The organism is Sphingobacterium puteale (assembly GCF_003627955.1).
In the GTDB taxonomy this organism is placed as follows: Bacteria; Bacteroidota; Bacteroidia; order Sphingobacteriales; family Sphingobacteriaceae; genus Sphingobacterium; species Sphingobacterium puteale.
In genome coordinates this window covers 98,430-116,717 of the sequence record NZ_RBWS01000009.1, presented here as the reverse complement: position 1 = coordinate 116,717, position 18,288 = coordinate 98,430, and the positions used below count along the sequence as shown (strand labels likewise).

Sequence of the window (18,288 nt, the reverse complement as noted above, 5' to 3'; positions counted from 1 at the left end):
CGAATAATTCGGAAGCAGATCTTTTATTGCAATTTCGATTAAGGAATAATGGTCAATATGGTATTTGCACTATGTGCATTAATAGCGGGATCATACATACATCCTACCGTAGTGATTCCCGAATTAAATGTGCCCGGATTGTTCGCTTTAACCTCATACTCATAGGTGGATTTTCCCTTTGACAGGCGATCCATAAAGTAATTTGTCGAAGCATCTTTCAAACTAAAATAATACCCTTTTCGCCATTGGTATCCAGAAGGGCTATAGATGGGTTCTACACCGGCCGGGCGGCTATCTTTCAGATGAACATATTGAATGGGGTCATCATTGATCACTGTAATCCTAACTTTGATCCGTTCGCCCAACTTAGCTTCCTTGGATTCTACCCATTCCCCTTTCCGCTCTACCAGATATACTTTCTGAACCGAGAGCGCATTGGTACTGGATTTCACCTGGTCGAGATCAGCAAAATACTGATGGACAATACTCCCGAAAATAACTCTATCATTGTGGTTTTGTATTTGAATAGCCTTATCAGTTTGCAGTTCCGCTCGATCAAATTGCTTACTGACTTCTCCCAGAACATTATTGCTGAGGTCAGCCTCTTCCTTATTCACCCAAACACGCACGGTGTTCCCAGGAACAAAATCCTTCGGATTGTTTGCCAATAACAACGCATATAGGGCATCTGCTGTCATCCAGGTGCTATACCAATGATTGGCCTGTTTGTTATAATAGATCCATTGAGTAATTTCATTTAGTTTGGTCGGATCATTTAGTTTGTAAGCTTCCACAAGATAAGATTGTAAACTAATTTTATTGTATTGATTCAAATTACTTTTCCAATACATTCCTTTTTGTGCATCGACAATAGCCTCTTGATCAAGTCTATTTTTGATTTCCATACTTTGTTTACCTTGTCCAAAGAGCTGGTTAACAATCCATGCTTTAGCTGCCAGTCCAGCACTTAGACTGGCACTGCTTAAGGAGGAATTAAGCATTTTATGCTGTACTAATCGAAGCGAATCTTGTGGGAAAGGATTGAATTCAGTCCAATACCTGCGTGCAAATAAATAGTCTATTCCCACATTGACACTGGCTTTGGGCGAAAATATGGCCGGATCGCGATCAAGGTATTGCGTAAGCTTTAAAGCAAGGTCTCGCATATCACTGTTGACCAAGGTTCTGTCCAAATAGAGTACCTTACCAAAGATTTCCAGCATACGGATGCTGATTTCAGTATTGGCCTGTCCTCCGTCAAACCAAGCAAACGAACCATCTTTTGACTGATTATTTTTTATCTTCTGTTCAATGGCACTGATTTCAGATTGTATATCAATGTTAAAAAACGCTGCTATTGCTTTCAACCGTTCCTTATCTCCCTGCATGTCCCGTAGCCAGGGCATTTCTTCCATTTTAAATTCCTCTAAACTGCTATTCTCTTCTAATCGTCCTTTTTTTGATCCGACATCCAATTTCTTGAAATAGTCCGTCACTGCTGGATAATGTAGCTGTATGTATTGCGCCATTTTGAGACCAAACCATTTGCTGCTCAGTTGTTCATTACATTCATACGGATAGTTTTTCAGGTAGTCCAGTGCCGAAAGTATTTCCAGTATGGGATTGCTTTGTACCTGTACCCTCCCCATGAGGTTGTCCTTCGCATTTCCTTTTAATGTATATGTTTTGGACTCTCCTGCTTTTAGAATAATTTTTTCCGAATCAGCAACCAGAATTTTATTCGGTAATACCGGAATTTCAATAATTTCACCATCAGAAAACTCCTTGCCTGCTGCAACGATACGAACCTGAATTGTTGGATATTCAGCTGGGATTTTCAATGTCCATTCCGCGATTGTGTTATTGGATGCTGCCACACTAAAGTTTTTTAACACGGAGTCAACGCGAAAAGCGGCCGAAACGACCTGATTATTCCGTGGATCAATAAGTTCTATTGTTGTATTTACCTGCATGCGCTCCTTCGTCAAATTTTGAATTTGCGCCTTGATCGTAATCTGGTCATTGGTTCTAAAATAGCGTGGAATATTCGGGCGCACCATCAGCTGTTTTTGTGTTTGTGTAAAATAGGTACCTCCAGCTGATGCCAACTCCTGAGTATGCGCAAAAAGTAACAATTTCCATTTTGTCAATGCTTCGGGACTATCAAATTCAAAACTGATATTACCCGCTTCATCGGTATATAAATTGGGAAAGAAGAAAGCCGTTTCCTGAAGATTGGTACGTGCCTTAATCTGCTTTAACGGATTATCTGCGGCGGCGTCCATTTCAATAGCACCCATTCCAAATTCGGCAAGCTTCTCATTTGCTGTAATCCCCATAACTGGCGGTTCATTCAACAACGCAGAGGCAGGTAAAGGTCGAGACTGTTTTGCTACACTTGCAGCACCGCGGATGCGTATCGCGCCAACTTCGGCCCGCAGTCCCGGATCCCGCAACTCGTCGTACATACTCACGGTTGACATGTACGCTTGGTTATCTACTACTTCATATAAGGAGTCGTCCCGCTCCAGAACGCTGCCCCTATAGCCCCCGCGGTTTGATAACAAACCATAGTCATAAATCTGATCCCGTTGATTATCGGCATCAGGACCGAAGTAATAAGAGATAAACATGTTTCTTGAACTGATCTGTTGTCTAAAAGCATTGTTGATGTAGTAATAATTGGACCTTTGATAATAAGGATAACGCAACTGAAAAGAACCGAAAGCATTACTGGCAAATGCATCCAACGAGGCGTCATACATCGTTGCCAACACTTCTGTCGCTATTGTTTTATCCTCCTGTTTTACCATAAAGCTCCATTTTTCTTTTTGACCGGGCTTTATTTTATCGCGAAATGTCCTGGTTTGAATCGTTAACTCCTTATTCTGTTGAAAAACAGGAATTATAATTTGTGACAGCATCAGTTGATTATTGACAACAAAAAGTGCATTCAGCTGTAATTGACCGATGACATCTTTTTCATCCAATACAAATTGATAGTCAATACGACCATTTTTCCAATTCAGGATTTTTGTATCTAATTTTTGCGAATTTCTCTCGCGCATTAACAACAGTTTCCTTGCATTTTTCACATCAGTCTGCAGCATGATGGTGACCCGATCACCGATCTTATATCTGTCTTTCTCCAACCGGTAAGTGAAAAACTCTTGCTCTTTTAATTTCTTATCTTTCGACCGGTATAAATTCGTATAGCCGACCGCCCGTACGGTATCCCCATCCCGTATACTAATGGCTTCGATCTCGTATCTTCCCCAGTTGAATTTTAATGAGTCAAGTATGATCTTACTCGTATCTTCGTCATCTAAATCATAACTGGCTATCTTAATCTTTTTCTCTTCTTTTTGGAGCGAGACCGGATCAAAATAAAGTGGAAAATACTTACTATAAAGCTCTTTTGAAAGCAGATGATATTCTGCCCTTCCAAAACTTTCCCGGTATTCCGCTGTCAAAGGAATGCTGGTATCTTCCAACTTATAAATCGTGACCTTTCCGTCGAATTTCATCGGAAAACCATTTTGATTTTGTTTTAAGATCGTAATATCGCGCCATTTCTTTTCTTCCATAAGAGCAGGAACCTGAATCTGCAGCTGCCATGGACGGGACGAATAAACATAACCGCCGGAAGCCGATTGCATCTCCCCTGTCTGATTCACCACCTCAGCCTGATATGTCAATACATAGTCTTTCAGTCCGGCAAACTGGCTATCCATCAGGGGTACCCGAATGTAAAAATTTCCTTTTTCATCAACTGTTGTTGTTGAATCGCTATAAACAATATTCTTTTCTTCCTTCACATGATAGAATGATACTTTATACTTGACTGTGGCACCGACTAGCGATACGCCAGCCAAACTCTCTGCTTTGCCAACAAATATTGCAGTATCTTTTGCTGTATAAGTCATTTTATTCGGCTCAAAAACTACTTCAAATGTCGGTCGCTTATATTCTTCGACCCGGAAATAGTGTTGATCAAGCTGTTTTGAGCCATAAAATACCAAGAGGTTATAGTTTCCATTCAATGCCTTTGACGGCAGCTGGAAACTCGCGTTGGCAGACCCAAACAGATTTGTTGTCAAGTTTACCGAGTCGATTTTCTGGCGATTGGCATCCTGCAAATAAATTTTAACACTCTGCTTTTCTAAAACCTTGCCCTGCTGTACATGATCATCGTAAAGAATTGTCTTAAAATAAACGATTTGACCCGGTCGGTAGATTGCTCTATCCAACAAGCTGAGTGCACGCATATTCCGCTTATTATTGCTTTCGGCTGATTGGCGTAGGTTGTTTTGATAATAGACTTGATTTTCGTTATCCAAAGGAATTAATGTTTTTTCCCCAGATAGCAATAATGCATGATTACGTAGGTAACCCTCATTTTTGGGCGAGTAAGTCGCCTTAAAGCTGAATTCGCCAACAGCATCGGTCTTTAATTGCGCGATCAATTTAGGAAGAGCATTGTCTACAAGCTGGTACAATGTTGCGCTTTGATTCGTATAGGGTGCTCCGGTTTTTCTATTCAATAACAACCCCGAATATATAAACTCATCGGTAGATTTTACAGCTATATTTCCGGGTATAAATACATCTGAAATGATAAGCTGGGATACAGCGACATCCTTATCCTGCCCATTATCGTGAAAAAACTTATTATTCCCGACCAAAATGGTATAAGTACCCGCTTTAAGGGGATTAATTTTATAAATTGTACTGTGCGTCGTATAATCAACAAACGCTTTCAATGGAACTTGTTCCTCATAGACCAGCAACGCATCTAGGGTCGTCCGATAATTGAGGGAATCATATTTTACCGTATAGTTCTTTGAACGCCTCGGCATCAGGCTTGTATTATACACCCTGATGTAAAGGCTGTCTACATTTGTGTGATAGATTTGGACCGGTACGTATTCGTCAGTCGGTGCCGTTCTCTTGTAATTTAAGGTAATGGAAGCCTTCTTAATTTCCTTCATTAAATTAACGGCATTCGAAATCCAAGGCGATTTTGGGTACTCTTGTAAGGCTTTTTCAAGATAGGTAACTGCCGTAGGCTTCTTTCCGATATCATTGAAAGCCGTCGCTATCTGATACAATAAAAAAGCGTTATAGTCACTTTTATTGCTCGCTATATTTTTCAAGTACTCGTCCACTCTTTCTTCGATATGATTCCATTTCCAATCTTTGGACATGATATAGCTACGTGCATCCAGATAATTATTTTCGGTACTGATCGTTAACAATCTCTCTTCAAGTTTATCTCTATTAGTTCTGTTGACACCCTTTAATGTATTCAAAAAATCTAGGTATTGGTAGCTTAGAAAATGGTACAGTGTAGGATTCAGACTGAGGTTCCGGGTTTCGACAAACAGACCTTTCCAACGTGTTATGGGTTGGGTACTCAATCCGTTTGTATCCGAAATTGACAGACGAAAAATAGAATCTATCATATGTATTTTACCTTTTGCATCTTTTGCCACAAATTTGTTTTGGCTTTTACTTACATACTGGTTGATATTGGAAAATAGATAGCTAGCATAAAAATTTTGAAGGACCGCTTTTTCTACCTTTTCAGCTGTCCGGATATTGTCATCAAAATGATTCTGAATACGCAGAAAAGTAGAATCCCCGGATTGATTTACTTCCAATACTTTGCTCTCCGCCAAAAATGCCCGTATCCATTCAGCATGATCCTTGGCGCGTCTAGCTTCGGCTTTGATATCGGCTAATAAGGGTAACGTCTGCTCATAGTTTTTTATGGAAATAAGCCGTTCGACTTCGTCCCACTTTGTCAACTGCTTGTGTGAACCAAGCTCTTGTGAAAATCCCAAGACCGGGATACATATCAACAATAACCAAATATATTTTTTCATAAAATATGACGCTAAATATTTATTAAATATCCTGTTTTTTTTCGAAAGGATGCGATAAATTAGCATATTCCATAACTGTTAAAAAAAATACTTCCCTGAGGACATACATGCTGAAGCATATTCTATTTCTTTTATTTTTAAGACTGATATTGTACAATTTGATTGCTAGGTATCACTAAATGATAAATAAATATTTTTTTATATATTTAATAAATAATTCATATCCAGTTAATATCAGTTTCGTTCCTTTATAATAGAATAATTAATGCAGTTAACACTTTAATGTATCAATTATGAAAACGATCAACTATTTTTTCCAACGGATTATATTTAGAATCTTTTTAGGTCGGTTCAGTTCATTCTATTCACCACTAAGATTCCACAAAAATTAATTCATATTCAGGTCGGATGACACATCCGATAGCTATATTTCGATAAATGCATTTAACCAAAGATGCCTTTGGCAAAGATTTTATGTGGGGTGTGTCTACCGCAGCCTATCAAATCGAGGGGGCACATGATCAACATGGCAAAGGCCCTTCTATATGGGATATTTTTGTAAAAAAGAGAAACCGGATATTTCAGAATCAACATGGCGATCAGGCCTGTGATTTCTACAATCGTTACATGCAGGATCTGGCACTAATGCAAGGTATGCATATTCCTAACTATCGTTTTTCCTTATCCTGGAGCCGTATCCTACCGAATGGTATTGGGCAGCCCAATCAGTCAGGTATGGATTTCTATGATCGCCTGATCGACCTCTCACTGGAACTGGGGATTACACCTTGGGTTACTCTATATCACTGGGATCTCCCCTATGCGCTGGAAAAAAAAGGCGGCTGGGTCAACCGTGATGTCAAAGATTGGTTTGGTGAATTTGTATCCACATGTGTTGCCCGTTATGGAGATCGTGTAAAAAATTGGATGGTGCTTAATGAGCCAACCGTATTTACGGCTGCAGGATACTTCTTTGGTGTACATGCTCCGGAAAGAAAAGGTTTGGGCAACTTTCTTGCGGCGGCTCATCATGCTGCATTAGCACAAGCCCATGGCGCTAGGATCATAAAATCCTTACAACCGGACAGTCGGGTGGGCACGACTTTTTCCTGTTCCCATGTTGAAGCCTTCACAGCAAGAGAAAAAGATGTGATTGCGGCAAAAAAAGCCGATGTATTACTCAATAGATTGTTTATCGAGCCACTACTGGGGATGGGCTACCCCACACAGGAAATCAAAATTCTCAATCGAATTGAAAAATACATCAAACAAGGTGATGAGAACGATTTAAAGTTTGACATGGACTTTATCGGTATTCAAAATTATACCCGTGAGATGATTCGTTACGCCATGTTTGTTCCCTATCTTCAGGCAAAGATCGTAACAGCCAAGGAACGTAAAGTTGAAATGACCGAAATGAACTGGGAAGTATACCCCAGCTCCATTTATCAAATGCTGAAAAAATTCAGTAGCTACCCTAATATCCCCCCACTCATTGTCACCGAAAATGGAGCTGCTTTTAAGGACCAGATTGAGCATGGACAGGTACATGACCCCAAAAGATTGAACTACCTGCAGGAAGCCATACAACATGTCTATCAGGCAAAAGAAGAAGGCGTAAATGTGAAAGGCTACTTTGTCTGGACTTTTTTAGACAATTTTGAATGGGCGGAAGGATATCGGCCACGATTTGGGTTGGTATATGTAGATTTTCAAAACCAGCAACGCATTATAAAATCCTCAGGTCACTGGTATGCTAATTTTCTAAAATAATCCTTACTTCTTTTCTGACCGACGTTTCCATCTATTGAACAGTTTCAACAGCAGCGGAATCAACAGGAAGGGCAATAATAAACTGATCATACTGACGACCGTATTTCGTCCGTTATCACCAAAAAAGTAAGCCGACAGCGAACCTAACAGAACTGGAACACCAATGACCAGAATTTTCACCCATGCCAATTCGGTCTCAGTCTGACGAATTTCACGAGTAGGAATAGCCTCGACCACGTTAAACTCTCCGGCATTGAAGTAGGCTAAAATTTGTGTTATTTCAGATGTTGTTAATTCCCGTGGTCGCAAAATCTCTCCTTTTACAACAATGAGCAATCCACGCTCGTCCTGTTGAATGCTATCAATATCCTTTGTCTTAAAGTATTTCCTATACCCCATTGGGTTAAGAGCATACCCTTTATAATCACCTCCGGGACAGAGACAGGAGAAGTTATCCGCATTCAGTGAAAAAATAATGTTCGTATGATCATCCCGAATAGTCGCTATTAGAGCTACCAGAGCATGAATACAACTTAATGCCAGAAATTGAAGGATAAACATCCAAAAAGACAGCTGTAACAACCAGGATACGAGCAGTCCCAAGAGAACCAAAGCAATGGAAAACCATTTCAGATATACGATCAGATTTATTTTGCGATTCAGAAAATAGCTAGCAATCGCACAGACGACAGAAACGATACCTGATTTCCACTCCAAAAAAACAGAAAGCAAACCTACAGTGAAAATTAGTCCATACAATACCAATATGAAATAATTCCCCTTTTTACCTAAATTTTTCCGTTCGATTTGGATACTGTTTCCCAAGTTTCAGCGCTTTTAAAATAATGATTGCTTTCTTGTTCGCTTATATAGCATTAATTGGATAAAGATATTTATATTTATCCAATTAATGAATATTAAAAGGGAAGATAAACAGTGAGAATTTGACTTATGAAGACTTTTCAATTTAAATCACATAACGTTAAAAAGGGCTTAATCTTTGGATTTAGCTATTTGATTATTGTTTTTACTATTTTCAGCCTTATCTATGGTGGCATAAATCGTATGGCTGATGCTGTCAATGACTTTGGCTCAGCGAAAGGGCTGGGCTTCTTGGTCGCCATCATTGTTATTGGTCCATTTGTTGTGATCCTGCAGATAATTAACCCCAAAATAGAAGTACATATCGATTCTCAGCATATACTGATCAAACAAAAGAGGAAACCGGATCAGGACATCCTCCTAGAAGACATTTATAGCATGAAAATAAACCATTCATTGGTTAATCAGCTTCAGCTTTTCGACCGGCAAGGACAGTTAATCATAACGATCCACCCCCAACAGGATATGCAAATCATTTACGGGATTGCTGCCGAAATAGCGCAGCAAAGATCCTTCGTCCAACAAAAAGGTAGCAAGAAGATCTTTGGTAATCCTATCGAGACCATGTCTTACACAAGGAAGCTTTAAAACTGAAACAGATTAACGTTCTCGACCTGATCCAAAATAACAACAAGATTTTAAATAGAATAAAAAATAATACGTGAAGGTATACTATCCCAATAATCAATGGACATTTTATATGATATCTCCTCTCATCATCTGGGTAGGGCTTTGCTATTTCATATTTGTCGAAAGGGATTTTTCCTTGGTTTTTATAGGCTTTGCTTTATTTTCCTTTCTCTTCTTTTGCTATTGCCTTTACGAAAGATTTGGAACCAAATTAACCATCTATGCCGATCGTCTGGAACTCCGCCAAAACTTTCAACAGTCCCAATCATTTCACTATATAGATCATGAATTTGTCGTAGGTCCGACCTATGACACCTTTACCCATCGGACGTTTTCAACAAAATATACGGGTCGGTCACGTTATTTTTTTATCTATCCATTGGATGAAGATGGCAATCGCGTGAAAATGCTTTCTACTGCGCTTGAACTTAGTATTACCAAGGGTAGATACCGAAAAATCCAAAAAGATTTGTCAGAAAGCTTGAAAAAGTTGGATCTTCTAGCACATTTGCGTTATAATAACAACAACGATACTGTTATTGTTAGAAATAGGTAATCCTCTTTTTAGCAAGAGCACAGCATCCAAGCTTACTTTAGTTCCAGCAGTTCTTTGCCAAACTTTTTCTCAATAAAAGGATTCATCGGTGGGATGCCGAATTTAGTATTGTCTAACCAAAATTTGCTTGTATAACGGCTTTTTAATTCGAGCCAAAGACCTGAAGTAACCTCTTTCTTTACGTTCTTGAATTCATCTTTCGTCATGAATCGACGTTCCTTTGTATAAAACTCGCTCAAAAAATCAAAAGGGACAAATTCCGATTTACGACCTCTCTTAATAGCACCGACATTCATTACCACCCTGCTGACCAACTTCCCCTGTTCAGGTTGATCGAGATTTGTCGGCGAATAATTTTCCATGGTTACCCCAGTATATTGCTGCCCTTTGATCTTAAAGAAGCTTACTTCTTTTTGGCTATTGGGTGGGATAATATCAAAATATACTTGTACATCACCACGGGCTGTTTTTTGGATATATCCTGTATTCAGATTACCCGTCCGGATGATTTTCCGCCCTTTATCCGGAACCAGAACAAATTTTGAAGGAAGATCATTCGCAACAGACTGCGCCTTCATGCGCATCATATGTGGCTTCCATTGCCAAAAATTTCCCATCACTTCTATAAAATTCTGCGTAGCGATGGAGTCCTCAAAAATCCGGTAATCCAAAACCCGATGATAGACCTTCCCTTTTTTGTTTTTCAACGGAATATAATATTCTATAATTCCGTCGTAGAAATAACGTGTACGCTTATTGAAAAAAGTGGTATTTCTAAAATATCCCTTCAAAATAAGATAATCATACTGACTCTTATCTCCGATAGCGACCTCATTTATTTTAATACTACGTGGAATCAATTTGATCAGCTTCTTCTTACGCAGCTCCGAACTCAATTCCTGATAATTATTATAAGAAATATGCTGTAATATGATCTTTGAGCTTGCATTCTGCCTAAGCGAATCCAGTTCGAACTCCCCTTTCGTATTCGCTACACACAATAATGTACCATCTTCTGTATAAATATTCACTAAGGGCACAGGTTCACCACTCAGACTATCAATGATGCGAATCTGAGCAAATAGTATGTTGCAACTAAAAAAGAAGCCTAACACAAATAATATTTTTGCCATAAGTCAAATGATTACCCTAAAATATAAAATAGTCATTACAATAAATGCCAAAAATCGTTAAAATACATTCTTATACAGATCACTTCGACCAAAATCTATCGAACCCGATCTCACTTCATTTTCGAAATGCTTTTTTTTATTCCGTACAATAAATTTCTTTCTATATTTAACCATCAATCCGATACATCATATGGACAAAAGTATTTCGGTTAAGGAATTAGAGGACAGCCTATTTTTTTGGTATTATTATTTATGTTGGTTCCAAGGTTATGACATTGACAACGAATTAAATATGGATGAAGCCCTGGAAGTACTGCAAATTGATGAGCTGGCTTTTGCAAATTGGAAACAGCAATTTTTTCCGGCAAGTATCAATAACGAAATCCTGCGATCTGTACAAGGCGAACTGACGGAAGAATTATCGTTTCATATTCAATTCCGAACCCATGAAATCGTATTTTTTCTCAACGATACCTACATAGGTAATTTAGGAGGACATTTTGAGGCATGGTTTTTCACCTTGGATGAATTAAAATCTTTTGCATGCTTTCCGCTTCTCTTCATGTTATTTTTGCCTATGCTGGGTATTACAACCGAGCAGAAACAGGAGACCCACGCATTGATAATGCAACATTTGCCAGCTTTACCGGCATTGAGCGATCATGCGACATACATCGCTAATTGCATCACAAATGGATTAATAATGGCGAATGGATTTATAAAACAAGAACGCGTCGGCCAAATCAATACACAAAACCATAGTGTCAGAAATATCAACCAATATCCTACCCATACAGAGAATATTATGACAATAAATAAATTACTGGCAAAATTCGTTCAAAAAAAACGACATGAATAGGTTCAAACTATTTAATTGTACCGATGAAATTCAAAAGAGCTCACCACCTGATTTTAATGTGCATAACAATAGCCTTAGGATTGTTATCGCGAAAAGTAGCGTTTATCCCCCTTTTTATTGGCGATAGTCTGTATGCCTTTATGATCTATTGGGTATGCAGGTTTATTTTTTTCCACCGATCGTTCAACTTTTGTTATATAACTACCCTTGTATTTTGTTTCTTAATCGAGTTTTTACAACTGGTACAACATCCATTATTGATCAGTGCCCGCAGCCATCCGCTTCTGCGATTACTATTTGGCCAAGGTTTTCTCTGGTCTGATCTGCTCGCTTATATCGCCGGTGCTTTTTTTGCTGTTTTATTGGAGCGATCTGTTCATTCAGGTCCGAAAAAGTGAAAATTTTACCCGTCTAATTTTCTTAAATCGCATTCAGGTAGTCGTTTAATGACAGCTCTGTTTCAATCTGCAATTTCTTACGCAATCTATACCGGTGGATTTCAACTCCCCTAACGGTAATATTCTGCAGCTGTGCAATCTGTTTGGAAGTAAAATGAAGTTTCAAATAGGCACACACCTTAAGATCATTACGAGATAACCCAGGATGTCTCAGCTTCAACTTATTCAAAAAACCATCATTGAGCTCGTCAAAATGACTGGCAAACTGATTCCAGTTGGCGCTGTTCTTTTCGATGTCTTTTAATAGATTATTGATACGTTTCAAATTGGAGGTTTCATCTTCACCTGTATCCAACTTAGCCAGTTCATCCCTTACTTTAATCAATGCACCCGAGTTTTCAAGTAGCTGCATACTCGTACTTGCCAGTTCTTTTGTTTTGGTCATGACCTCATTGGCCAGTTTCTCGTTATTCAACTTCACGATCTCCTTTTCGTTTTTTTCAATTTCCAGTTGATGGATATAGCGCAGTTGAGCCAGTTGCTTTTCATGTTTCAATTGTTGTTTATTCTGTTCAATTTTTCGCACACGAATCAATCCCAATACAGCAAGGCTAGCAAGCAGAAAATAACCGATTTTTGCCCATAGCGACTTATACCAAGGCGGCAAGACGATAAAGCTATATTCCTCCACGCTGGATTCCTGGTTAAGATTGTTCCTTACTTTTACCAAGAATGTATATTCGCCATTCTGCAAATTGGTGTATGACTTTTCCGACTGCTGGGTCCAGGAAGACCAACTCTCGTCATACCCCGAAAGTTTATAACTAAACTCGATATGTTGATGTATACCGTAACTTGGGGAGGAAAAGCTAAATCGGAAAGAATTGAAAACAGCAGGTAACTGTAGGATACCATCCCCAACAGACGCCTGTTGCCGTTTTGAAGCATTTGAAAAAAAACCGCCAAAAATAAGGCTATCGCCCTTCCCTGTTGCCACAATTCGCGACAGTATAGCGACAGGTTTTACACTTTGTTTCAAATATTTATCATAATTGATATGAAGTGCTCCTTTCTCCGCTCCTACATAGATATTATTTCGATCAAAACTATAGATATGCTCAAAGCCGGATGTATTCATGCCTTCTATTTCTGGAAAATTAATCAGATGATAAGTTCCCTGTTTTGAATCAAATTGCCCCAAACCGACCGTTTTTTTTGTGCAAAACCAGACATTCCCATCTTGGTCATCTCTGAGATAGCGTATGGTCAGATCTTTAAAGGCAGCAAATTGCTTGCTTGGCACAAATCGCTGCCTACTATAGTCATAATTGTAAAGCCCTTTTTCGGTCGCAAAGACTACCTGATTTTTTATTTTAAACACATAGTTTTGATAATCCGCTGGGAGTCCATGCTTTCGGGTGTAGAGTTGAGCTTGATATGACTTTTTGTCCTGTGAAAGCGTTATGCTATAGATCCCTCTGTAGGGATGAGAAGCCCATATTGTTCCATGTTCGTCCTGTTCCAGAAACCGAAAAGAATCCGAGGGACCATTGAGCGAGCCTCTTGAAGAGAAAATGCCATTATGAAAATGCAATAGCTCCAATCCCTGATAGGTTCCGACTAAGCTCTCTCCAATCGGATATACCATATTTAGCGGAAGCAATTTCCATGTTCCTATCCCCCGGCTTAATGGTTGGATGGAGTGCCCCCGGATCTGAAACAACCCTTTATTGTGCCCAAGTAGCAATTGACCATTGAGCTGTTCAAGACGCCAGGCTTCTCCACCGTCACTACCCTGAAGAAGGGAAAATACGGCTGGTGAACGGCTCTGATCTATCAGACCACTTTTTATCCCCGCATAATATACACCATTTGAGGACGAGAGATAAAGTGTATGATTAAAGATTAGGGAGGAATATCCGGTCACGTCATTTTCCATATTGGGTCTAAGATACCGAATCGCACTTCCATAACTTATTACAGAAATCACATTATCCGTACCGATCCATATGTTCTTTTGTCGATCTACGAAGACGGCGGTGACATTCTTATTTTGGAGACCTTCCCGGACACCGATCCGTTGTATTGTATTTCCAGCTAAGTTGCGTATGTGGCAACCTTCTTTTGCATTGCCGACAACAAAGGTTGAGTCATCGATTTTCGCTAAAGACGGTGTGTAACTACCATCGCCATCTTGTGCATTCAATCGTGTCAATTTCATGTTTAATAACGCATATGTTTCGTTATTTAAGGTTGACAACAGCATGCGATCTTTGCCAAAAGGCATCAATGATGCGATTTTCACATCCTTAAAAGGCAAGTCTTTTAAATAGGGAGTCCATTTATTATCACGAAACTCCAGCAAGCCATTCTTCTTATCCTGAGCATAGAGCATCCCCGCTGATTGCCCCATATAATACCATTCCACAGCCGCCGGGTGTACTTGAATCTTTTGTCCTTTTAATTCAAATATCACATTGGTAGCCCTAAAAAAGACCGATTGCCCTACACCCACCGTATTCCAGATGTCTGCAAAGTTCCTGTATTTTTCGGGAACTAAATCCTGCAATGACCGATAGACTAAACCCGATTGCGACGAGCGTTCAAAATACCCAAAGTCACCTTGTCCCCCAACATAAATTCGATCGTCGGCATCAATCCAGACCGAGCGAATATTGGTGTGATTGGGCAGGGAAAATGTTTTCCAGTATCGTCCGTCAAAGGTCAGCAGCCCTTCGCTGTTACCAAAGTACATGATGCCATGACTATCCTGTTTGATATCCCAAGTGCGGCTCCCACCCTGGTACACGGATTTACTATAATTGTAGACCAAAGGCATGCCAAGCAAATCCTGAGCAAATAACGCATTAGAAAAAGCAGAAAATAGTATAAAAAAAAGGATGGCAAAACACTTCATAATAATTCCCTTCAATTGGCTGACGTAAACTTGACGTACCCCAAATATATTGAATTATAGCCGAAAAACCCAACATGAAGTAGTATTGTAGTACCCTTAAAATTCATTAATCATATCTGTAAGGCTAATTTTGACTCTTGATAATTATAAACAATTCCTAAATTTCAATTCATTACACATGAAAAATAATATCAGTATTATTGCCGGTACTGTGCTGTTCTCCTGCCTAACAAATATGGTAAGTGCACAGAGCAGAACAATCAGTGGACGGATTACAAACGAGCAGGGCAATCCTGTTGTCGCCAGTATCGTTGTACAGGGAAATTCCAAAATAGGCACAAGTAGCAATGAAAACGGGGACTTTACACTCGACATTCCCTCCAACTTCAACTATGTCATCATCTCATCACTGGGATATGAAACGAAAAAAGTACCCGTAAACGGAACTACTTTAACTATTCAACTCAAACAAAAAGGAGATTTCAATCTCGATGAAGTGGTTATCGTGGGTTATGGTACCCAACGCAAGGGCGACCTAACCGCCCCCATTGGTACAGTAAATATGGAAGAAATGGTCAAACGTACCGTTTCCAATCCAATGGATGCGCTACAAGGTACAGTTGCGGGCTTGCAAATCGTAAGTTCGGGAGCACCGGGCTCATCACCCTCGGTTCGTGTCCGTGGGGTGGGTTCTTTTAATAATGAAAGTCCGCTGTATGTTGTGGATGGAATGTTCATGGACAATATTGACTTCCTGAATCCAAATGATATCGCTGACATCTCTGTTTTAAAGGACGCTTCCGGTGCCGCAATTTATGGGGTACGTGCCGCAAACGGTGTCATTTTGGTAACCACAAAAAAAGGAAGCCTAAATATGAAATCAAAAATTACATATAATGGTTTCGCTGGTTTCCAAACACCGACAAATGTCCTCAAAATGGCCAATGCACAGCAATATGCAGCCTATGCGAAAGCCATTGGTAATGAAGCCTTCGTAAAAAGTTCGGTGCAAAAATTTGGCGGGACCGAGACCAACCCAGCGATGGACACCGATTGGTTCAATGAGCTCCTGCGCTCCAAAGCCCTGATCACCAACCATAATCTCGACATCATGGGTGGATCCGATAAAATCACCTATTCCATGGGCCTTAATTACGTCAAACAGGATGGAATTATGGATGCCAGCAATATGAACCAAAAATACAATATCCGCATGCAGGCGGATGCCAAAGTAACAGACTGGTTAAAGGCGGGTTTTAGTGCGCATTTCAATAACTTCAAAACCTACTCGCCGAATAATGCTGCTTTTAGACAAGCTTATTTCGCCTCTCCACTCTATCCGGTCTATGATCCTACCCTGGAACTTGCCAAACCAGAGAAATTTGGCTCGAGTACTGCAATCGGCATGCAATCTGGTTTTTGGTACAACAATCCCATTGCAACAGCCTTTTACAATACGAACCAAACAAAGGGTTTCCAGATCCTGCCTACCATCTATCTAGAAGCTACATTGTGGAAGGATAAGATCACTTTTCGTTCGCAGCTCAGTCAACGGTATCAGTCCACACACAATATAAATTATAATCCGGTCTATTATATTGACAATGACCAGCGCAATGATCGCTCCTTTTTACGGTCAGCACAGGCACGTAATACCAATTATATTTTGGATAACCTCCTAACGTATAAAGATCAGGCTGGCAAGCATCACTGGTCCCTGCTATTAGGCCAGTCTTCACGTGAGGAACGCTGGCGCGAAACCTGGGTCCAAGCCAATGATGTACCTGCATCCGAGGAATTTTGGTATGTCGGCGTAGATGCGCAAGGCACTGGTTCAGCTACTGGTTATGGCGAAAAAGGATCTCGGAATGCAGGGGTATCATACTTTACCAGAGGCACTTATGATTATGACAACAAGTATTTACTAACTGCGACATTCCGCGCGGACGGAAGTTCAAAATACCAAACGAAATGGGGTTATTTTCCATCAGTTGGTCTGGGCTGGGTGATGACACGCGAAAAGTTTATGGAAAACCAAAAGCTTTTCAATCAGTTAAAGCTTCGTGGAAGTTGGGGTAAATTGGGGAACGACGGTATCCAGCCCAATGCAGGATATGCAACAGTCTATTCTGGCAACAACTACTCTGGTATATTTGGCAGCGAGGGAGCAACAAATGGTATCCGGGTCCCCGGATACCGTGTCGGCCGTTTTTTCACTCAAGTCCGCTGGGAAGTTGTTGAAGAATGGGATGGCGGTCTGGATTTCGCTTTATTGAACAATCGTTTGACAGGCTCTGTAGATTATTACCACCGCACGACACATGACCTTGCATTTAGTCGACCTATCCCCTTTTCCTGGGATCGTGTCTATGGTAACTGGGGAAGTGTAACAAACAGTGGCTGGGAGATCGCTCTGCAATGGAAAGACAAAGTCGGTGACTTCGGATATGCACTAGGCGGAAACCTGACCACCCTAAAAAATCGGGTCAAAAACCTTGGCGGACTGGAAAATATCATGAACGGTTATCCGGAATGGTCTGCCGAATTCCCAGCACGTATCGAACTTAATCAGCCCATCAATTTCTATTATGGTTATGAAGTCGCAGGGGTCTACCAAAACCAGGCTCAGATTGATGCCGATCCCATTGCGAAAAAATACAACCAACAAAATCCAAACACACCAATTTTACCGGGATATCTTCAGTATAAAGATCAAAACAACAATGGCGAACTCGATGAGAAAGATCGCGTCAACCTGGGCAACTACCTTCCAACTATTGCCTATGGATTTAATATTGCATTTGATTACAAAAAATTTGATTTAAGTGTTGCTTTTCAAGGTGTAGCCGGCAACAAGATCCATAATCTTAATCGTGCGATGCGTCGGAAGTACAATCAGATGAACGCAGATGCCGCATTCATTGAAAACTTATGGACTGGAGAGGGAAGCAGTAATACACATCCTTCCGCAAAAGGTTCCGTTGCCCCCTGGAATCTTCAAGCCAGTTCATTTTTTGTTGAAAGTGGAGCTTACCTACGGATACAGAACATACAATTGGGCTACAACTTTGATCTGAACAAAATACCAGTTCGTGTTTTCGCAACAGCTGACCGACCTTTTATGTTCACCAAATACAATGGATTTACGCCTGAAATATCCGGAATGGGATTCGATGCCAATGTGTATCCGATCGCCTCTACATATAGTCTAGGTGTCAAAGTATCGTTCTAACTATTAACCCCTTAATTTAA

At 40.1% G+C, this 18,288-nt stretch carries 10 protein-coding genes; 6 read left to right on the top strand and 4 right to left on the bottom strand.

Annotated features, from left to right (window positions below):
- Positions 1 to 38: 38 nt before the first annotated feature.
- Positions 39 to 5,888: an alpha-2-macroglobulin family protein gene (locus tag D7322_RS13055; RefSeq protein WP_183078693.1), complete on the bottom strand. Its 5,850-nt coding sequence runs from the start codon at positions 5,886 to 5,888 to the stop codon at positions 39 to 41.
- A 438-nt stretch (positions 5,889 to 6,326) separates the two neighbouring features.
- Between D7322_RS13055 and D7322_RS13050 the strand changes: the two genes are divergently transcribed.
- A complete protein-coding gene (locus D7322_RS13050; protein WP_121124636.1) occupies positions 6,327 to 7,661 on the top strand; it encodes a GH1 family beta-glucosidase in 1,335 nt (444 codons plus the stop codon).
- 3 nt (positions 7,662 to 7,664) lie between these two features.
- Here D7322_RS13050 and D7322_RS13045 read toward each other — a convergent pair whose 3' ends face one another.
- The gene (locus D7322_RS13045) at positions 7,665 to 8,486 is read right to left on the bottom strand and encodes a hypothetical protein (protein WP_121124635.1); all 822 of its coding nucleotides are present in this window, start codon (positions 8,484 to 8,486) and stop codon (positions 7,665 to 7,667) included.
- A 126-nt stretch (positions 8,487 to 8,612) separates the two neighbouring features.
- On the opposite strand from D7322_RS13045, the gene D7322_RS13040 reads away from it, so the two are divergent.
- On the top strand, positions 8,613 to 9,131 hold the full coding sequence (locus D7322_RS13040) for a hypothetical protein (protein WP_121124634.1): 519 nt from the start codon (positions 8,613 to 8,615) through the stop codon (positions 9,129 to 9,131).
- Positions 9,132 to 9,204: 73 nt separating this feature from the next.
- Positions 9,205 to 9,729, top strand: a complete 525-nt coding sequence (locus D7322_RS13035) for a hypothetical protein (RefSeq protein WP_121124633.1) — start codon at positions 9,205 to 9,207, stop codon at positions 9,727 to 9,729.
- Positions 9,730 to 9,761: 32 nt separating this feature from the next.
- Here the strand turns inward: D7322_RS13035 and D7322_RS13030 are convergent, their stop codons facing one another.
- Entirely contained in the window at positions 9,762 to 10,862 is a 1,101-nt protein-coding gene (locus tag D7322_RS13030) for a peptidase associated/transthyretin-like domain-containing protein (RefSeq protein ID WP_121124632.1), read from the bottom strand.
- A gap of 190 nt (positions 10,863 to 11,052) precedes the next feature.
- Between D7322_RS13030 and D7322_RS13025 the strand changes: the two genes are divergently transcribed.
- Both D7322_RS13025 and D7322_RS29250 read left to right on the top strand, forming a co-directional pair.
- On the top strand, positions 11,053 to 11,721 hold the full coding sequence (locus tag D7322_RS13025; RefSeq protein WP_121124631.1) for an Imm19 family immunity protein: 669 nt from the start codon (positions 11,053 to 11,055) through the stop codon (positions 11,719 to 11,721).
- Positions 11,722 to 11,744: 23 nt separating this feature from the next.
- Positions 11,745 to 12,119, top strand: coding sequence for a ribosomal maturation YjgA family protein (locus D7322_RS29250; RefSeq protein ID WP_121124630.1), 375 nt, complete (start codon positions 11,745 to 11,747; stop codon positions 12,117 to 12,119).
- A 22-nt stretch (positions 12,120 to 12,141) separates the two neighbouring features.
- On the opposite strand, the gene D7322_RS13015 is transcribed toward D7322_RS29250, so the two are convergent.
- Positions 12,142 to 15,036, bottom strand: a complete 2,895-nt coding sequence (locus tag D7322_RS13015) for a triple tyrosine motif-containing protein (RefSeq protein ID WP_121124629.1) — start codon at positions 15,034 to 15,036, stop codon at positions 12,142 to 12,144.
- A gap of 178 nt (positions 15,037 to 15,214) precedes the next feature.
- Here D7322_RS13015 and D7322_RS13010 point away from each other — a divergent pair, with 178 nt between their 5' ends.
- The gene (locus tag D7322_RS13010) at positions 15,215 to 18,268 is read left to right on the top strand and encodes a SusC/RagA family TonB-linked outer membrane protein (RefSeq protein ID WP_121124628.1); all 3,054 of its coding nucleotides are present in this window, start codon (positions 15,215 to 15,217) and stop codon (positions 18,266 to 18,268) included.
- Positions 18,269 to 18,288 lie beyond the last annotated feature (20 nt).

What these genes read in the sequence shown, in the direction of transcription:
- D7322_RS13055 (WP_183078693.1), bottom strand. Translation starts at nt 5,888, where the DNA reads ATGAAAAAATATATTTGGTTATTGTTGATATGTATCCCGGTCTTGGGA.
- D7322_RS13050 (WP_121124636.1), top strand. Translation starts at nt 6,327, where the DNA reads ATGCATTTAACCAAAGATGCCTTTGGCAAAGATTTTATGTGGGGTGTG.
- D7322_RS13040 (WP_121124634.1), top strand. Translation starts at nt 8,613, where the DNA reads ATGAAGACTTTTCAATTTAAATCACATAACGTTAAAAAGGGCTTAATC.
- D7322_RS13030 (WP_121124632.1), bottom strand. Translation starts at nt 10,862, where the DNA reads ATGGCAAAAATATTATTTGTGTTAGGCTTCTTTTTTAGTTGCAACATA.
- D7322_RS13025 (WP_121124631.1), top strand. Translation starts at nt 11,053, where the DNA reads ATGGACAAAAGTATTTCGGTTAAGGAATTAGAGGACAGCCTATTTTTT.
- D7322_RS29250 (WP_121124630.1), top strand. Translation starts at nt 11,745, where the DNA reads ATGAAATTCAAAAGAGCTCACCACCTGATTTTAATGTGCATAACAATA.
- D7322_RS13015 (WP_121124629.1), bottom strand. Translation starts at nt 15,036, where the DNA reads ATGAAGTGTTTTGCCATCCTTTTTTTTATACTATTTTCTGCTTTTTCT.
- D7322_RS13010 (WP_121124628.1), top strand. Translation starts at nt 15,215, where the DNA reads ATGAAAAATAATATCAGTATTATTGCCGGTACTGTGCTGTTCTCCTGC.